The organism is Microcoleus sp. T2B6, assembly GCF_036700475.1.
GTDB lineage: Bacteria > Cyanobacteriota > Cyanobacteriia > Cyanobacteriales > Microcoleaceae > Microcoleus.
In genome coordinates this window covers 1-15,426 of the sequence record NZ_JAUBOZ010000076.1, presented here as the reverse complement: position 1 = coordinate 15,426, position 15,426 = coordinate 1, and the positions used below count along the sequence as shown (strand labels likewise).

At 43.3% G+C, this 15,426-nt stretch carries 19 protein-coding genes; 3 read left to right on the top strand and 16 right to left on the bottom strand.

Annotated features, from left to right (window positions below; translation table 11 throughout):
* Positions 1-96: 96 nt before the first annotated feature.
* Positions 97-276 carry a hypothetical protein gene (locus tag QUA00_RS26105; protein ID WP_333411686.1) on the bottom strand — a complete coding sequence of 60 codons (180 nt, stop codon included), beginning with the start codon at positions 274-276 and terminating at the stop codon, positions 97-99.
* A gap of 229 nt (positions 277-505) precedes the next feature.
* Here QUA00_RS26105 and QUA00_RS26100 point away from each other — a divergent pair, with 229 nt between their 5' ends.
* The gene (locus QUA00_RS26100; RefSeq protein WP_333411685.1) at positions 506-1,417 is read left to right on the top strand and encodes a hypothetical protein; all 912 of its coding nucleotides are present in this window, start codon (positions 506-508) and stop codon (positions 1,415-1,417) included.
* A 17-nt stretch (positions 1,418-1,434) separates the two neighbouring features.
* Here the strand turns inward: QUA00_RS26100 and QUA00_RS26095 are convergent, their stop codons facing one another.
* The 4 genes from QUA00_RS26095 to QUA00_RS26080 all read right to left on the bottom strand — a co-directional run bounded on the left by QUA00_RS26095 (position 1,435) and on the right by QUA00_RS26080 (position 6,181).
* A complete protein-coding gene (locus QUA00_RS26095; protein ID WP_333411684.1) occupies positions 1,435-2,157 on the bottom strand; it encodes a DevA family ABC transporter ATP-binding protein in 723 nt (240 codons plus the stop codon).
* Between the two features lie 110 nt (positions 2,158-2,267).
* Positions 2,268-3,428, bottom strand: a complete 1,161-nt coding sequence (devC, locus tag QUA00_RS26090) for an ABC transporter permease DevC (protein ID WP_333203037.1) — start codon at positions 3,426-3,428, stop codon at positions 2,268-2,270.
* Positions 3,429-3,728: 300 nt separating this feature from the next.
* Entirely contained in the window at positions 3,729-5,372 is a 1,644-nt protein-coding gene (locus QUA00_RS26085) for an HlyD family efflux transporter periplasmic adaptor subunit (RefSeq protein ID WP_333411683.1), read from the bottom strand.
* A gap of 71 nt (positions 5,373-5,443) precedes the next feature.
* Complete coding sequence (locus QUA00_RS26080) at positions 5,444-6,181, bottom strand: phycocyanobilin:ferredoxin oxidoreductase (protein WP_333411682.1); 738 nt, start codon at positions 6,179-6,181, stop codon at positions 5,444-5,446.
* Between the two features lie 139 nt (positions 6,182-6,320).
* Here QUA00_RS26080 and QUA00_RS26075 point away from each other — a divergent pair, with 139 nt between their 5' ends.
* The gene (locus QUA00_RS26075) at positions 6,321-6,518 is read left to right on the top strand and encodes a TatA/E family twin arginine-targeting protein translocase (RefSeq protein WP_333138464.1); all 198 of its coding nucleotides are present in this window, start codon (positions 6,321-6,323) and stop codon (positions 6,516-6,518) included.
* A gap of 78 nt (positions 6,519-6,596) precedes the next feature.
* On the opposite strand, the gene QUA00_RS26070 is transcribed toward QUA00_RS26075, so the two are convergent.
* From QUA00_RS26070 to QUA00_RS26020, 11 genes are all read right to left on the bottom strand, one after another.
* On the bottom strand, positions 6,597-6,902 hold the full coding sequence (locus tag QUA00_RS26070; RefSeq protein WP_333138462.1) for a type II toxin-antitoxin system RelE/ParE family toxin: 306 nt from the start codon (positions 6,900-6,902) through the stop codon (positions 6,597-6,599).
* Entirely contained in the window at positions 6,895-7,164 is a 270-nt protein-coding gene (locus QUA00_RS26065; RefSeq protein WP_333138460.1) for a type II toxin-antitoxin system ParD family antitoxin, read from the bottom strand. The genes QUA00_RS26070 and QUA00_RS26065 overlap by 8 nt, the downstream gene beginning before the upstream one ends.
* Positions 7,165-7,475: 311 nt before the next feature.
* Positions 7,476-8,255 carry a 3-methyl-2-oxobutanoate hydroxymethyltransferase gene (gene panB, locus QUA00_RS26060; protein ID WP_333411681.1) on the bottom strand — a complete coding sequence of 260 codons (780 nt, stop codon included), beginning with the start codon at positions 8,253-8,255 and terminating at the stop codon, positions 7,476-7,478.
* Positions 8,256-8,275: 20 nt separating this feature from the next.
* A complete protein-coding gene (locus QUA00_RS26055) occupies positions 8,276-8,575 on the bottom strand; it encodes a type II toxin-antitoxin system RelE/ParE family toxin (protein WP_333054748.1) in 300 nt (99 codons plus the stop codon).
* Positions 8,572-8,838: a type II toxin-antitoxin system ParD family antitoxin gene (locus QUA00_RS26050; protein ID WP_333054747.1), complete on the bottom strand. Its 267-nt coding sequence runs from the start codon at positions 8,836-8,838 to the stop codon at positions 8,572-8,574. The genes QUA00_RS26055 and QUA00_RS26050 overlap by 4 nt, the downstream gene beginning before the upstream one ends.
* A gap of 148 nt (positions 8,839-8,986) precedes the next feature.
* Positions 8,987-9,403, bottom strand: a complete 417-nt coding sequence (locus tag QUA00_RS26045) for an aspartyl protease family protein (protein ID WP_333411680.1) — start codon at positions 9,401-9,403, stop codon at positions 8,987-8,989.
* Between the two features lie 153 nt (positions 9,404-9,556).
* Positions 9,557-10,021: a hypothetical protein gene (locus tag QUA00_RS26040; protein ID WP_333300156.1), complete on the bottom strand. Its 465-nt coding sequence runs from the start codon at positions 10,019-10,021 to the stop codon at positions 9,557-9,559.
* 18 nt (positions 10,022-10,039) lie between these two features.
* The gene (locus QUA00_RS26035; protein WP_333411679.1) at positions 10,040-10,882 is read right to left on the bottom strand and encodes a hypothetical protein; all 843 of its coding nucleotides are present in this window, start codon (positions 10,880-10,882) and stop codon (positions 10,040-10,042) included.
* 95 nt (positions 10,883-10,977) lie between these two features.
* Positions 10,978-11,457, bottom strand: coding sequence for a hypothetical protein (locus QUA00_RS26030; protein ID WP_333411678.1), 480 nt, complete (start codon positions 11,455-11,457; stop codon positions 10,978-10,980).
* 373 nt (positions 11,458-11,830) lie between these two features.
* On the bottom strand, positions 11,831-12,376 hold the full coding sequence (locus QUA00_RS26025; RefSeq protein WP_333411677.1) for a hypothetical protein: 546 nt from the start codon (positions 12,374-12,376) through the stop codon (positions 11,831-11,833).
* Between the two features lie 60 nt (positions 12,377-12,436).
* The gene (locus QUA00_RS26020) at positions 12,437-14,482 is read right to left on the bottom strand and encodes an NB-ARC domain-containing protein (protein WP_333411676.1); all 2,046 of its coding nucleotides are present in this window, start codon (positions 14,480-14,482) and stop codon (positions 12,437-12,439) included.
* A gap of 536 nt (positions 14,483-15,018) precedes the next feature.
* Here QUA00_RS26020 and QUA00_RS26015 point away from each other — a divergent pair.
* Positions 15,019-15,354, top strand: coding sequence for a hypothetical protein (locus tag QUA00_RS26015; RefSeq protein ID WP_333411675.1), 336 nt, complete (start codon positions 15,019-15,021; stop codon positions 15,352-15,354).
* Positions 15,355-15,426 lie beyond the last annotated feature (72 nt).

Here is a 15,426-nt window from a genome sequence, read left to right as displayed (position 1 = left end):
CTAAGGAGACGTTGTTCGATCGCAAAGAGGGTTCGACTCTCACAGCAAGCCGCCCGGTGGGCTTGCAAGGCGGGAGTGAGGGCACAGTAGGAATTATCACTCTCCCAACGTCCGCCCCTCGATCGTCCGGGCGATCGGCTGTTCTCCTTGAGGTTTTCCGCTGCTGGCTCCCAGAGTTACTATTAATTTATGTGTATTTATTTTTATTTTTCTAGAAAGGGAGACCGCCGAACAAACATTTTTTTTAGCTGTATTGGTATAATATATTACAGACAATTCACCATTTCTATTGGCCAGTGCCAGCGCGGGATTTTCCGATATTTCGGAAACCTGCTTGCAGTTAAAGATAAAGTATTAATTAGAGGGTGCGTGCTCCAGTTGCAGAAATCCAGTTGTACCAAGATGATGGTGGAATGATGTCAATGTTGGTTGATCCAGTTGCACTACCAGCTCTACTCTGGAGTCCTGTATAAATATAGCGTCAAATTTTACCCTTTAAAAGCCCATGTCAACCCAAATAATCCTTGTAGAACCAAGGTTGGCAGTAGCCTCTCCCAAACCTAAAAAGGCTAAACCCGGAGATCCGTCCTCAGACCAACTCTTAATAGGAGGGGCGGGATTACTGTTGTTATTGCTTATCGGTTTAGCGGTGTTTACCAAGCTAAAACTCGACGATTTGAATAAAAAGCTCAAATTTGAGGAGTTTAGAAATCGAGAACTCCAGAAAAAATACAAAATGGCTCTGGAAACCATATCAAAGATGGAAAAGAATCCCGACCTTATCCACTCGCGAGACTTTAATTTAGACTACCTGAGAATGCGGATGGCGGAAGAAGTATTTCACTTTGCCATTGTGAACCAGATTAAGGTAAAAGTCAAAGAGAAAATTAGTATTGCCCTGCGTCCGACTCAGGCTGCCGTGGGAGATAAAAACGGGAATGCCGGCAGCGGCAGGCAAGTAGATTCGATGTTTGATATCGAATACGAAACTGGCGATCCCGCAGTAAAAATAGAAAAACGAGTGCTGTTTCGGATTCAAATTAAGCTGATGAAACTGCCGACTCAGGCAACATCAGCGACAATTAATCAAATTATTGACTGTTTGGAAACTTATCTGAGTCCTTCAGACGACCACGACAGTTGGCAGCCGACAATTCAAGGTCGCATCGTTCATATTGAGTGGGATCAAAAAGCCAAGCCGACGCCGATGTTGGTGCTGGAACAGTCGAATGAAGGGGTAAATGTTACCTTTAGGACTACGAGAACGCCTGCTGGTAGACCTGCAAATGACCTTGAGAGCCAGTTGACAGGAACGAAAGGCCAAAAAAGCGGCAAAAGTAGTTCTAAAACTCCAGCCAAAGGTACAACAAAAAGTCCTACCAAGGTAGGAGGAAAGCGTCCCGGTTCTCGGAAATAAGTTGAGGTGAATTAATATTATTTTCCCGAAAGAACGCCTGTGGCAGCCGTTGTGGTTCTGTCTTGTGCGAGGTAGCCGTCTTCCATGTGAATAATGCGATCGGCTATGTCTAAAATGCGGTTGTCATGGGTGACAAGCAAAATAGTGCAGTGCTGTTCTTTGGCCAAACCTCGCATAATTTCTACCACATCTCGACCTGATTTACTGTCTAGGGCTGCTGTGGGTTCGTCTGCTAATACTAATTTCGGCTGGCTGACTAATGCGCGGGCGATCGCAACTCTTTGTTTTTGTCCGCCAGAAAGACTGCTTGGGTAATAATCTATTCTGTCTCCCAACCCCACAGCTTCCAGAATCCCTTCTATTTTATCATTAGTTTCTTGGTTAGAAAGATGGTTGTGCAGGTCAAGGGACATTTGCACATTTTGCCTAGCTGTCAAGCATTTGAGCAAATTATGAGCTTGGAAAATATAGCCGATGTCGCGACGGATTTTAACTAATTTATTTTTCGCCGTTCCCCGCAATTCTTGGTCGAGAATTTTCAGACTACCTTCTTGGATCGATCGCAAAGCTCCAATTAAGGTTAACAATGTTGTTTTCCCAGACCCCGAAGGCCCTGTCATCAGCACGATTTCGCCCGGATAAATTTCGAGGTTGATATCAAATAATGTCTGTTTGCGAAGTTGACCTTCCCCGAAAGAATGATTGAGATTTTGAATTGAGACAACTGGTAAAGTATTCATGGTTATCAGTTATTAGTTATTAGTTATTAGTTATTAGTGGTTTTTTTTTCCTAATTCCTCCTTCTTCAATCCGTGTATCCGTGTCAAAATCCGTGTCGTGCCTTCCTTCCTTAAAAAATATCTGCCGGATCGGCCGCCTGCAATTTCCTAACTGCGATCGCCCCGGATACACAACACATGACAACTGTCATTGCAAAAACAGTCCCAGCTTTCATCAAAGTCATGTACAGTGGCAAACTTGTCGCACTTCTCCCTAAATTGTACAGCACCACAGAAACCCCAAACCCCGGCAAATAACCAAGAATTGCCAAAATCAAAGCCTCTTGAAACACCACACCCAAAAAGTAAATGTCCTTATATCCCATCGCCTTCAGCGTAGCGTATTCTGGTAAATGATCGGTAACATCAGTATAAAGAATTTGGTAAACAATCACTATCCCCACGATAAATCCCATTGCCGCGCCGAGAGTGAAAACAAATCCGATCGCCGTACTTTCTTCCCAATACTTTTTCTCAATATTTACAAACTCTTCTTTAGAAGAAATTCTCACATCATTCGGCAAAGTTGCCCTCATTTTCTCAACAACAGCCTTAACATCTGTTCCCGGCTGCAAGTGAACAATACCTATATCGATTAAACCTCTTGTTCTCCGCGTCGAAAAAATCCGCATAAAGTTCAAATCGCTGGTGACAAGATTTCCGTCGGCACCGAAAGAGGCCCCTATAGTGAATAAACCATCTACCCTAACGCGGCGATTGTCAACTTCAGTTTCAACAACTTTTCCCTGTTTGAAATATTCTGCTACCGGCCCAAACTCCGGCCGGGAAGCTTGGTCAAATAAAACCACATCGGAAATTTTGATTTTGTCCAAATTATTTTGGATTTCAGGCAGATCAAAGATGGGATTAGCGGGGTCAAAACCTATGACCATCAATTGCCGAGTATTTCGCTGGTTGGGGTCGGGGTTTTTCCACAATCCAAAGCCTAAATATACGGGACTAATTGCTGTAACGCCGTCAAAACTCAAAGCTTGATACAAGCGACGCTGGGGAAAACTTTTCATGGCTATTAAAGCCGTAGACTGGGTGCTGGTGATAAAAATATCCCCTTTTAACTGTGAGTGAAAGGTGATGGAGCTTTCAAATAGCGCGTCTCTAAACCCGAACTGCATAAACATTAGCAAGTCGGCGAAGCCAATGCCGGCTAGTGCGACGGCTAAGCGCATTTTTTCGCGGGTTAATTGTGCCCAAGCTAGCGGTATTTTTGCCATATAATGAAGGAAGTTCGGCAACGGATTATGTAACGGATGTAACGGATGTAACGGATGTAACGGATGTAAAGGATAGAAGGAAGAAGGAATAAGGAAGGAGGAAGAGGGAATAACTCCTCTGACCAATTACCAATTACCAATTACCAATTATATTATGTCCGGTCGATTACCCCTAATACGGTAGGGGCGGGTTCACCAACAATACCTGCCAATAATTGACAATCTCAAAAACCCGCCCTTTTAATCGCGGTCACTCGATCGGACATGATATTACCAATTACCAATTACCAATTACCCATTTTAGATGTCTATTTTAACTTCTACTTGCAAGTTTGTTAGGGCTGCAACTTTTTTGCTCGATTCCGGATCGAGGCGAATTCTTACTTCGATAACTCTCGCGTCGGTGTCGGCGGCGGGGTCTGTATTAAGGACATCTTTTTTGCCGATTTGTTTGCCGATGCGAGCGACTGTTCCTTCCAAAGCGCCTGCAAATACGGGGCTGGTGACTGTTGCGCGCTGGCCGTTTCGCACTTTGGCGATGTCGGTTTCGTAAACTTCTGCTACGGCGTACATTTGGTCGGTGCCGCCTAGTTCTACGATGCCGTCTTGAGTGTTGACACCTTCTCCTTGTCGGCTGTGAACTTTGAGGATGTAGCCGGATACCGGTGCTTTGACGTAACTTAAGTTTAAGTCTACTTGAGCTTTTTGTTTGGTGGCGATCGCACTTTCTACGGCTGCTTGGGCTGCTTGCACGTCTTCGGGACGTACTTCGGCAATTTGGTCGAGATTTGCTTTGGCTTGATTGATTTCTTCTTGGCCGGTTTCTGCTTTTTGTTTGAGTATTGCTTCGGCTTGATTAATTTGTTCTCTACCAGTTTCTATCTTTTGATTTAAGGTGGCTCTAGCTTGGTTAATTTCCTGCCTGCCTGTTTCTAACTTGCGTCTGAGATTGGCTCGCGATTGATTGATTTCCTGCTGGCCTGTTTCTACTGTTTGTTTGATTGTTGCTTTAGTTTCGACTATTTCCTCACGCAAAGTTTGCACGGTTTTTTCTAATATGGCTTCAGCTTCTTTGACTCTCTGGCGAGCCGTCTCTACTGCTAAGCGTTTGGTGTCGTATGCCGAAGCAGAAATTGCACCTGTTTCGGAGAGCTCTTTATTGCGTTTTTCCTCGGCTTCGGCGTTTGTCAATTCGGCTTTTAGCCGATCGACTGTAGCATTTTGAGAGGTAATTTCGCCGCGCAATTGAGCTTCTAGCCTAGCCAATTTGGATTGCTGCACCTCTGTTTCTCTGTCTAGTTGTGCCTCAAATTTGGCAAGATTAGCTTGTTCGGCTTCGGTTTCTCTTTGCAGTTGTGCTTCAAACTTGGCGACGTTAGCTTGTTCAGCTTCGGTTTCTCTTCGCAGTTGAGCTTCTAAGCGGGCGACATTGGCTGCTTCGCCTTCGGTTTCTCTTTGCACTTGTGCTTCAAACTTGGCAACTTCTGCTTTTTGAGCGCCGACAACGCCTGTTTTTGCACCTGCTTGAATTTTCGCTAATTCTGCTTGTTTGACTTTGACTTCTTTGTCGGCTTGTTGGAGGATTGCTTGGAGCCGATCGCGCGTATCCAGAACTGCTATGATTTGTCCTTGACTGACTCGATCGCCCTCTTCCACCTGCAACTGTTCAATTCTTGCTCCCTCCGACGCCGAAGGGGCCGACAATTTGATAACTTCCCCCTGGGGAGTCAACCTACCCAAAGCGGTAACGCTGTTGCGGGTGGCGACGGAAGTTGCAGCAGCCGTTGCAGCCGCCGCCTTTAACTCTTCGGCTTTTCTAATTTGAGATACTTGCCAAAAACCGACTCCTGTGGTAACGACAGTGGCGGCGATCGCTAAACCGATGATTCCTCGTCCTGGGGGTTTTAAAAATGATTTATCCTTGACCGGTGATTCCTTTCCCATGACTTATAAAGTAGGTGATTTCCTGATTAAGTTTTTTTCACCCACTGTGAAGTATTGTAAACCAATTTCAGCTATTTAGGGATATCAAAAAGCACTTCGGTCATGTAATGTTCGGCCCAATCTTGACCGAAAGCTTTTTCGAGTACGCGACGGGTTTTGTCGTTTTGCTGCTGCTGGGTGCAGTAGTAAATTTGAGCGTCGAGAATTTCCGATGCTTCGGCGGCAGAGACTGGTTCGGAAGCGACTGCCTGTTTGCAGTGAATTTCAACGTAGGATTCAACAATATCCAAAAACCGACTGTTTTCTTCGATCGACTCTGGTCGCACAAACAGACAAAATTCTGAGAAAATATCCCCCCATTCGGGAATTTGGCGGGGAGAAGAAAATTGCTTGATCGGCAAAATTTCCAGTTGGGTTCGGTAGGGTTCCGACAAAGTTCGATCGGGATTGAGGGGAGAAAGGTCTGCGATCGCGGCGCTAACTTGGCCTTTGCCTGCTACGATATCCGTACCGAACATGGGCAAAGCATAATTCGGTCGGGGAAACATCACGCAGTGCAGAATGTCAAGCAACGGCCCGACTTTAGCGAGTTCGAGGTGGATTTTGCGGAACTGGGGCGTTTGATAGCAGCGGTTTTCAATGATCAGTTTTTCTCCTTCCAAGCGGCCTTCTACGTATCCCAACTCAGCGGGCAGGTGGTAGGGTTCGAGGTCGAGATAGCGGTGCCATACTGCTTCCATCCGGTCTGCTAAATCGCGGATGAGATGGTGCTGTTGCTCGCGTAGAGAAGGCTGGGATGTTTCTAACATTCTTATTTATCGTGCGATAGCTTAATAAAACTTGATTCTACTGTTGCAGGATGCAGGAAAAAAGGTAGATACTTTAACAATATCAGTAGATTGACTTAAGATTGACTTACGATCGAGCAAGTTTTAGAGGAGATTTTGTATGTTTGGTCTGGGATTGCCCGAAATGGGCATTATTGCGGTGGTTGCCATACTAATTTTCGGCCCCAAGAAGATTCCTGAGTTAGGAAATGCTTTGGGCAAAACGCTGCGGAGTTTTAAGGAAGGGGTTGGTCAATCTGAGGATGAAGCTGTTGAGAAGGAGAAGGAAAAGGAGGAAAAGAGCCAGTCTGGGGATTAGATAAATTAGGGATCGTTCGATTTTAAAAATGCGATCGATTCTGGGGAGAGAAGGCGATCCACTAATTTTAAATGTCCATTAGTTGTCGCCATTCTCACATAATAGAGCTTCTAGATCGCGGTAGCCACTCAGCAGGCGTTCAACTGCAATCCCATTTTCAATGGGACGGTAGAAGATGATATAGTTTCCAATAGCAAAACCGCGCAATCCCGGTGCTAGTTCTTCATAACTCCGTCCCATTCTAGGAGATTTTGCAATTAAATTGCATTGGTTTCTAAAGGTTTCAACAAAACGCCTCGCTGCTGCAATATTATCGCGAGCAATATAATTTTTAATCTCCCTCAAATCATACTTAGCTTGAGTGCTCAGAAAATAGCTACTCATTGATTGCCCGCTCTTCTAATTCTATTTCTTCCAGAAGTTCTGCAACTACTTCTTCGCCATCAAAAGTTTCTCCTCTGTTCGATTGCTCAATACCAACAGCCACTTCTCGGCGAAGTTTTTCGATCCGCATTTGACGCTGCATATCTCGCTCTTCAAGCAGTCGCAATGCTTCCCGAATTACTTCACTAGCCGATAAATACCTGCCAGTGTTGACCTTTTGCCGAACAAATTTTTCTAATTCAGGTGTCAGCGATACATTCATAGCTGAGTTGAAGTTGTGATGTATTTAAGCTGATTTTAGCAGGAATGTCAAAGTTTGTCAAACTTTGTTATGGCTGAGATAGAGCAGGCTTTCCAAAAAGTTGCCGGGCGGGTTTCACCGACAATAATTGGGAGCATCTCATATTTGCAAAAATACTTCTTTATTCTTCCTTCTGACTCTTTTCTCCTGGCTCCTGACTCCTGACTCCTAACTCCAATTTCTAGCGGAGGGCTGCTTTCATTGAGATGCTCCCCAATAATTGGGGAAAACCCGCAATCTCCTAAACCCGAAAGATCCCAACTATAAAATCTTTACGAATTAGGAAATTTTCGTTCTCTAACTTCTAGAGAATAATCTGTTACAGCTTGAGTAATTGTCTCTCGCAAATTGACATAAGCTTTTGCAAAAGGCGGCTGTTTTTCGGAAAGTCCCAACAAATCGGAAGTAACTAAAACTTGGCCGTCGCAGTGCGGCCCGGCGCCGATACCAATGGTGGGAATAGTTAGTTTTTGGGTAATTTGAGCGGCTAAGTCTGCGGGAATGTGTTCTAAGACGATCGCAAAGGCACCGGCTTCTTGAAGCGCGATCGACTCTGCTATGATGCGATCGGCTGCTTGGGCCGTTTTTCCTTGTTTTTTGTAGCCGAGTTGGTGTACCGACTGCGGAGTTAAACCGACGTGCCCCATCACCGGAATTCCGGCGGATGTTAGCTGCGAAACTGTGGCGGCCATTGCTGGATATCCACCTTCTAATTTTACAGCTTGAGCGCCGGTTTCTTTCAAAACTCTCCCGGCAGAGTGCATGGCTTGCTGGGGACTTTCTTGGTAAGTCAAAAACGGCAAATCGACCACAATTAATCCTTGTTTAACTCCACGGCGCACTGCTTTAGCGTGGTGCAGCATTTCATCGAGGGTTAGCGGCAGGGTTGTGTCGTAGCCTAAGACTGTCATGGCGAGGGAATCGCCGACTAGGATGATATCTACGCCTGCTTGATCGATGAGTTGGGCGATCGCATAATCATAAGCTGTCAGGGCAACAATTGACCGCCCTTGTTGTTTCCACTGAATTAATTGATGAGTAGTGACTGACATTTTAGTGCAAAAATATAATATTATCTGTCTTCTACAAAAACATCCTCAAAGTCTCTATAACCACTCAACACCCTTTCAATTTGGATACCATTTTTAATAACGCGGTAAAAAATTACATATTTATCTACAGGGAAACTGCGTAGAGACGGTGCTAATTCCTCACGACTGCGCCCCATTTCTGGAAAATCTGCTAATAAACGAAATTTTTCCTGAAAAACATTAAGAAAATGGTTGGCTGCATTGGCGCTAAACTGCAACAGATAGTTCGTGAGTTCCCTTAAATCTTGCTTGGCAGGGGCACTCAAAGTGTATCGACTCATTTTTCACCCTCATCGGCTTGCTGAATCTCCTCACGCAGTTCTCTTAACACTTCTTCACCATCAAAAACCTCTCCGCGATCGGAAGCTTCAATTCCAATCATTATTTCCTTGCGGAGTTCCTCTAAACGCACCAAGCGTTCCATTTCTCGTTGTTCTAGCAATCGTAACGCAGCCCATACCACTTCAGAAGCTGATGAGTATCTACCGTTGTTGACTGTTGACTGAACAAACTGCTCTAGTTCGGGAGTTAAGGATATGTTCATTACGTTGAGTCACCTATTTGAGTCAACTACTATTTCCCATAATAACAAAAAACTATCAAATTTTGCGATCGGGATTTTAAACAAGGAATCAGAGACAAGTAAGCTCTAATGTAGGTAAATCAAGCATTTAACGTTAATCATCGAGATTTTACACGCGAATATAGCTTTGCATTCCCTCCGCCGGCAAAACAATCAACCGCTGATTTTTTAAGTCCGGTTCTAAACCCAAATCTTCGAGGGGAATTAAGCCGAGTAAAGGTTCTTCTCCTGCGGGAATTTCTACACAATCATACCTGCCTTCTCGTCCAGCTACGGCAAGAGTGACATCTTTGAACAGACGAAATTTTCGGGTTCCTATTGCCGTATGTCCGTCCATTTCGCCTAGCATTGGCAAACCCAACTGACTGATAATATCTGCTGGTAAGCAGAGTCGAGTTGCGCCTGTATCGACTAAGACGTTATCGATGGTGATAGAGCGTATTTGCTCTGCGGGGATGAACCCTCTTTCTCCCAGAATTTCATCAATGTGATTGGTGACGGTTATTGTTGCGGTGACTCGGCCCATTTTTTTATCCTTTTGTTTTCCTAGAGAATGTTTTCGTTGTCTTTCGACTAAATGATCTACAATCGAGGTTGCCTATTTTACATTTTAACAATATTTGTAACTAAAAGCGCTGTTGTTCTTTATTGTTGAAATTGGATTGACAAATATGGCAACTTAATAGCAAAAATGCTCTCTAATTATTGAATTACGAAGCTTCTGCCATTCTTGTTTAGAAACATCTGCACGAGTTTTGTCACCCGATGGATCGCGGATATCCCAAATTGTATCTGCAATCCGATCGAGCGATCGCCCATGAGAACGATAATCGAAGTCCCAGAAAGCATCACCGACGCAATCTCCTTGTGTAGTAATCATTTCTCGATCGACTGTATTACGAATAGCATTCCATTCGCGGATGTAGGCAGAAGAATCGTCAGAACGCAATTTGCGACCTCCTAATTGAGGATTCACTCTATAAAAAAACCAATCCGTAAACCTATCCACAGCTTGAGTTCGTGATTCATAATCGCGCGCTGTAGCACTGTCTAGATTGGAACCACCGAGTACAAGGGCTATAGCTAACGCACACACCCCTAAAAACTTCGATTTTGACTTAATTGAAAGTGATTTAATTACCACGATGAAACCCAATAATAATTATCCATTCCCCCGATATAGCTGGTGAGAGATCTTTTGTTTCCATCCATCTTTAGAACAAGAAAAACCTCCCGTTTTCGGTGCTAGAGTAGATAAACACCAATAATTTCTCCCATCAAACACAACGCCTTTTTTGATATATTGTAGATCAGAGAGAGGTTGCCACGGTCGCTCGATATTAGACTCGTCATAATATCGATATTGTTGTCCCTTGACCTCTAAACCCTGAGCCGTACCTCCCAACCAATAACGACCTTCTTGAATTATGTTTGATGACGATTTTTGTTGAGGGCTATCTGTCTTTTTCTCAAGCCACCAATTCCTCACAAAACGTTTTGTATTTTCAGAACCTCTTGTCGTAGCGACTATAACTAGCAGTTCTCCTTGTTGATTGATAAACTCAAAACGACAAGGCCCCTCTCCTGTACCAGAACAATCCTTAATCTCTTTATATCCTAAATCAAATAGCTCTTTAACCGAACGATCTCTGAGGTTGGGTTGACCCTGTAAGCTTGGCTGCCACCGTTGTTGAATCAGGATTTGGCGCGCCTCTTTGTATGGCATACCTTGTTGAAGAGGTATTTTTTTTGGGGCATTTACATAAATTTCAACGCTGACTTGAACTTTTTTATTTAAAGCCTCGATAGTTGAATTTTCGGGTGGATTATTCAGGTAATTTTTTTTACTTTTTGTATCGAGTTTTGCACTATTTATGCTGGAAATTTGTTGCTGTGGGGCAGCATCGGCAAAACTTGTATATCCAATGGTGATTAGTCCCATCAATGGTGCAATAATTCTGGTTGTAATAAGAGCGCGATCACATATCCAACTTTTCATACTCATCGGTTTAAAACCTTTCTTTTTACAGAGTTATGTAGAGATGACCTCTACTCTAGGAGTTATCTTCGATAAATGCTGCGCTGTAAGGCGATCGAGTCTCACAGTCCACAATTGGAAATATACATTTCGCGTCGAATTGCTGACCATTCACTAATGCCGATCCGATCGCTTTTGGGAATGGGCTGTCCGGTTCGTTGAGGATGGCGGCTGTAAAAAATTGTATCTGCAAGTAAATCGTAGGTTTGCTCGTAGGTTTCGCCGTTAATTGTCGTGAATTCCCATCCTGTCTCTTCTGGGGCTGGCCTAAAACAGACTTCTTGTACCGACTTGACTCGCGGATCGATCGCTTCGCGCAATCTCCGCCATTGATTGCTATATTCGCGATCGCCCGCTTGCAGTTTGCGATTGTTTAACTGAGGATTAACCCTGTAGAATAAGAAATCGGTCAATCGATCGACGGCTTGTTCTCGCGATTCGGCTTTGGCTAGATTGGCACCACCGAGGACAAGGGCGATCGCCAGAGCACCAACCATTGACAATCTTGAGACGGGTTTAATTGACAGCAACTCGATCGGCATAGCTATTTGGCATTAATTCCTACTTCATCTCCACCATCTTAACTAGCACTTACGAAAGAGTCCAGAAACCGGGTTTTTATGAAAATAATTCCTTGCAGTGCGTAGATTCGGTAAAAACCCGGTTTCTTGGGTCGGAATGCGTAAATCACGTTAACAAAGGCACAATAAAATAGATAATTAGGCGATTGAATACGCATCAACAAAGTAATTCTGTGATTGCTCCCTGTTTATTTTAATCCCCAACCCTTAGTTTATCAAAATTCAGGGGTTTAAAACCCCAGCTTTCAGGGCTAATTTTTTTAGGGTGGGTATAAATCCCCATCCTAAAAACCTCGCTGTCAACTGTCAACTGTCAACTGTTTATCGCTATCTGTTAATTTTCTTCTTGTAAATCTGCTTGAACTTTTTGGATTTCTGCCAGCAGCGGTAGCTGTAGCTCTTTACAAATTTCCTCGGCTTGATTTAGGTAATATTCCATCATTGGCTGAATTCCAACTGTGCACCTAAGCATAGTTTTTGCTAACTCGATGAGTAACTTTAAATTATCCCAACGCTCCCCCCCAGCATTCTGGTTAATATTGTGCGGTTGCATCTCGCTCTTTTGCTGATTTGCGATGGCTTTTTCAAATTCTCTTAAATCTTGAAATGATTTCACTAATTTATACAATTTATTTGCCTTATTCTGAAAATTTTCATCACTTTCAAGTTTACTACATTCATTCAGATTCTCCAACAACTTTTGAGCTGCTTCTAGTCCATTGTATGCAGGAACTAAATCGGTGAAGGTATCTAACATAGTTTTATATTCATCTGAACATTTTATATAACTTTTTAAGGGTTGTTGTACCCAACTTATTACCTTTAGTTGGTGAAGATTTTCACAAAAATCACCCCAATCGACCAGTAGATAATTCGCCACTTTAATTCGTGTTGGTTTGTGAGAAATTATCGCTCGATACTGGTTGAGATAATTAATGGCTCAATCATATTTTCCCAATCCAGTGTATGTATTAGATAAATTCGTAAATGCTAAAGCTTCTCCTTCGATAAAGTTGTTTTTATAAGCCACTTTTAAAGCTCGCTCGAAATATGGTATTGCCGAACTATAGCTACTCTTGTAATAGTTAATATATCCTACTGCATTTAATATTTTATATTCCATTTTATCTTCTTCTAACTCCCTAAAAATCGCTAAAGAATTTTGCAAATATTTAAGGGTTTGTGGGTCATTTTCGAGATAATAATAATGCCTTGCTATATAAAACAAAATCATTGCCTCTGCTTTTTTGTTGTTATTTTTTTGGGCAATAGACAAAGCTTGGTTTAAATATTCGTGGGCTATTTCCAATTGTTCAATCGACTTGTCTACTAAACCAAGCTGACATAAAATATCAATATGACTCGCCGTCGAAGTTACTAATTGTCCTCCTTTTTTCCAATCAACGGGTATCAATTTACCGTACAAATATATCAGGAGTTTGAAATGGCTCCAGTAGCGCATAGAATCGCAAGCATCAGAAATTGCGCTCGCAGCTTCATCCCAATCCTCGGCTTGGCAGGCATGATAGTGTGCTAACAGCAGCGGTTTAATATCATGAATACTTTTCCATTCAGTTTTAGGCTTCAGGGGAAGGTTCAAAAAGTAGCGGTATGCTTGCTGATTAGCGGTGCGGAAATTTTCAGGATTTTGACACAGCAAGCGATAAGCTTTTTCTTGAATTAAGGGATGCAATTGGTAAGATTCGATTTGGCGAGCGTAGTCGAGAAATTGTCGGCGTTTTAAAGCTAGGATGACGTTTTCTTTTAAGTCATATTCGCTCAACTCTGGCATCTGGGCTGCAATTACTGCAAAATTTAGCGGATATTCTGATGTTTGACAGACAGAAATTCGCAGCAGACAAGTTTTTTCTGGCTCGCTCAAACGGACAAACACTTCATCGATTAAATTTTCAATATCTCGAATTAGCAGCCAGTTGCGATCGCGCAAAAACCTCTCTACTTTTCCTTGAAATTCACTGTCGTCTTGAATCAATGCCGCTATCATTTCCAAAGCTTTTGGATGTCCTTGATAAGATTCAGCTAGTGCGGTTAATTCTGACTGAGTAGCTGATAACTCAAAAGTTTGCAGGAGGGCAACAGCAGCATCGATATCCAATCCGCCCAGAGAGATAGTTTTAGTGGCGCGACAGGGCAATTCTGCTAAATTTTCCCTACAGGTAAATATGACTTTGCTTTGATGTTCTGTTTCTGCTAACTGTTTGAGCAGCCAAGCATATTCAGGGTAGGATGCAGCAAAATATCCCGCTCGATTTGCCTGTCCAGTTTGCAAGACTGTCTCGACATTATCCAGCACTATTAAACAAGGCTGTTTTTTGAGTAACTCGATCAGCCAGGCTGTTTTTTTCAGATAATCATCTTGAACGGTAGTGGCGGTCGAAATTGTGCCGCCGGAGAGGGTAAACAACAGCGAGTCAACAATCCAATCAAAACCAGGGGCTATACCTGTAGCAGAACGCAAAGATTCCCATGCTACGGCGGCAAAGTGTGTTGTTTCTGACTGAAGTTGACGCACTAATTGAGAAGTGAGAGTAGTTTTGCCAATACCTGCTAAACCCACCACACAGACAGAGGTAATTGTAATTGCTTTAGTATCGGGGTCTAGCAGTTCATTTTTGATAGTTTCGAGTTCTTGAATTCGCCCTGCAAAATTTCTCACTGGGGGCAACTTTTCTGGAAGCGTAAAACTCAGAGGATGGGGGATTTTTGCTCCCTCTGTTGTGTTACCGGGGATACGGTTTTCTGGAGTGCGATCGACAACTGCTTCCCAATTTTCTATTCCTAAAGTCTGACAAATTCTAATAAAAGTATCGTACTGAATCGGTTGCTTGGCCCAAAACCTTCTCAAAGTAGCTTTTGAGGTTAAAGCATCGGTACACAAGACTTCTGCTGCTTTATCCCATCGTTTCTGCCGTCGAGCTCTTTCAAGAATTTGGAAGCCTTCAGCGGACAATTTCAGAGAAGCCATGCTCATCCTTAATTAACTTGCACTTTCACTTACATTATCGCTAGCTCCAGGGATTATGCGTAGTTTTTGTCAGATTTTGTTACACAGAGACTGTGAGTTTTTACTTAGAGAAGTGAGCAAAATGAGCAAAATGAGCAACGAGGTTGAGCAAAATGAGCCACGAGATTGAGCAGTTAGCGACATTTACGCAAGACATTCTGGATATACGGGAAACAAGAGTCCGATCGAATCCGACCGATCGCGCATTCGAGTAATGATACGAGCTCGGCTGCGTAATTACTCTACGGTTGCATCTATTAGCAGCGACGTTCGTAAAACTTAATGATTGGAAAGCGCGATCGCAGCAACAGTCGAATTTTGACAGCAGTAAACCAGCCTGCTTCTAATCACTGACAGGAACTCTAGTGACCTAAACAAACCAGGATATCCTGTCCCTCACATGAGTGAAACTCAAAAATGCGATTGGTTGATGGGCAAAGCGTTGCTCAGAATGAGTTCAAGAACAACACCTTTTATGCAATACCAAAGAGGAAATTATGTCAGACCAAAATCTGCAGGATCAAAATAAGTCCAACCAAAACATGAATGCCCAGCCGGAAACCGCGTCCGACCAAATTGCGCCTGATGGCGCAACATTCGACAACCTTGTTGTAACTAAAAGTGTCCGCATCGGCGTACCTAATACTGAAACCTCAGAACCACAAAATCGCTTATATGTTGTCGCGCCGGGAGGATTCCCGAACAATGTCCCCATCGTCACTAAGAGTATTTCTACGTTTTTTGGAGCCAGAGATTCTGCCGGAAGGGACAGGTTTGCCATCAATTTAGACAGCGATGGTACCAGTTATCCAGTTGACTTCTATGACAGGTAGTGCCCTGAAGGAAAGGATCGAGTAAGTTACTATTAGAGAGAAGTGTTTACCATAGTGTGATATGACAATAGA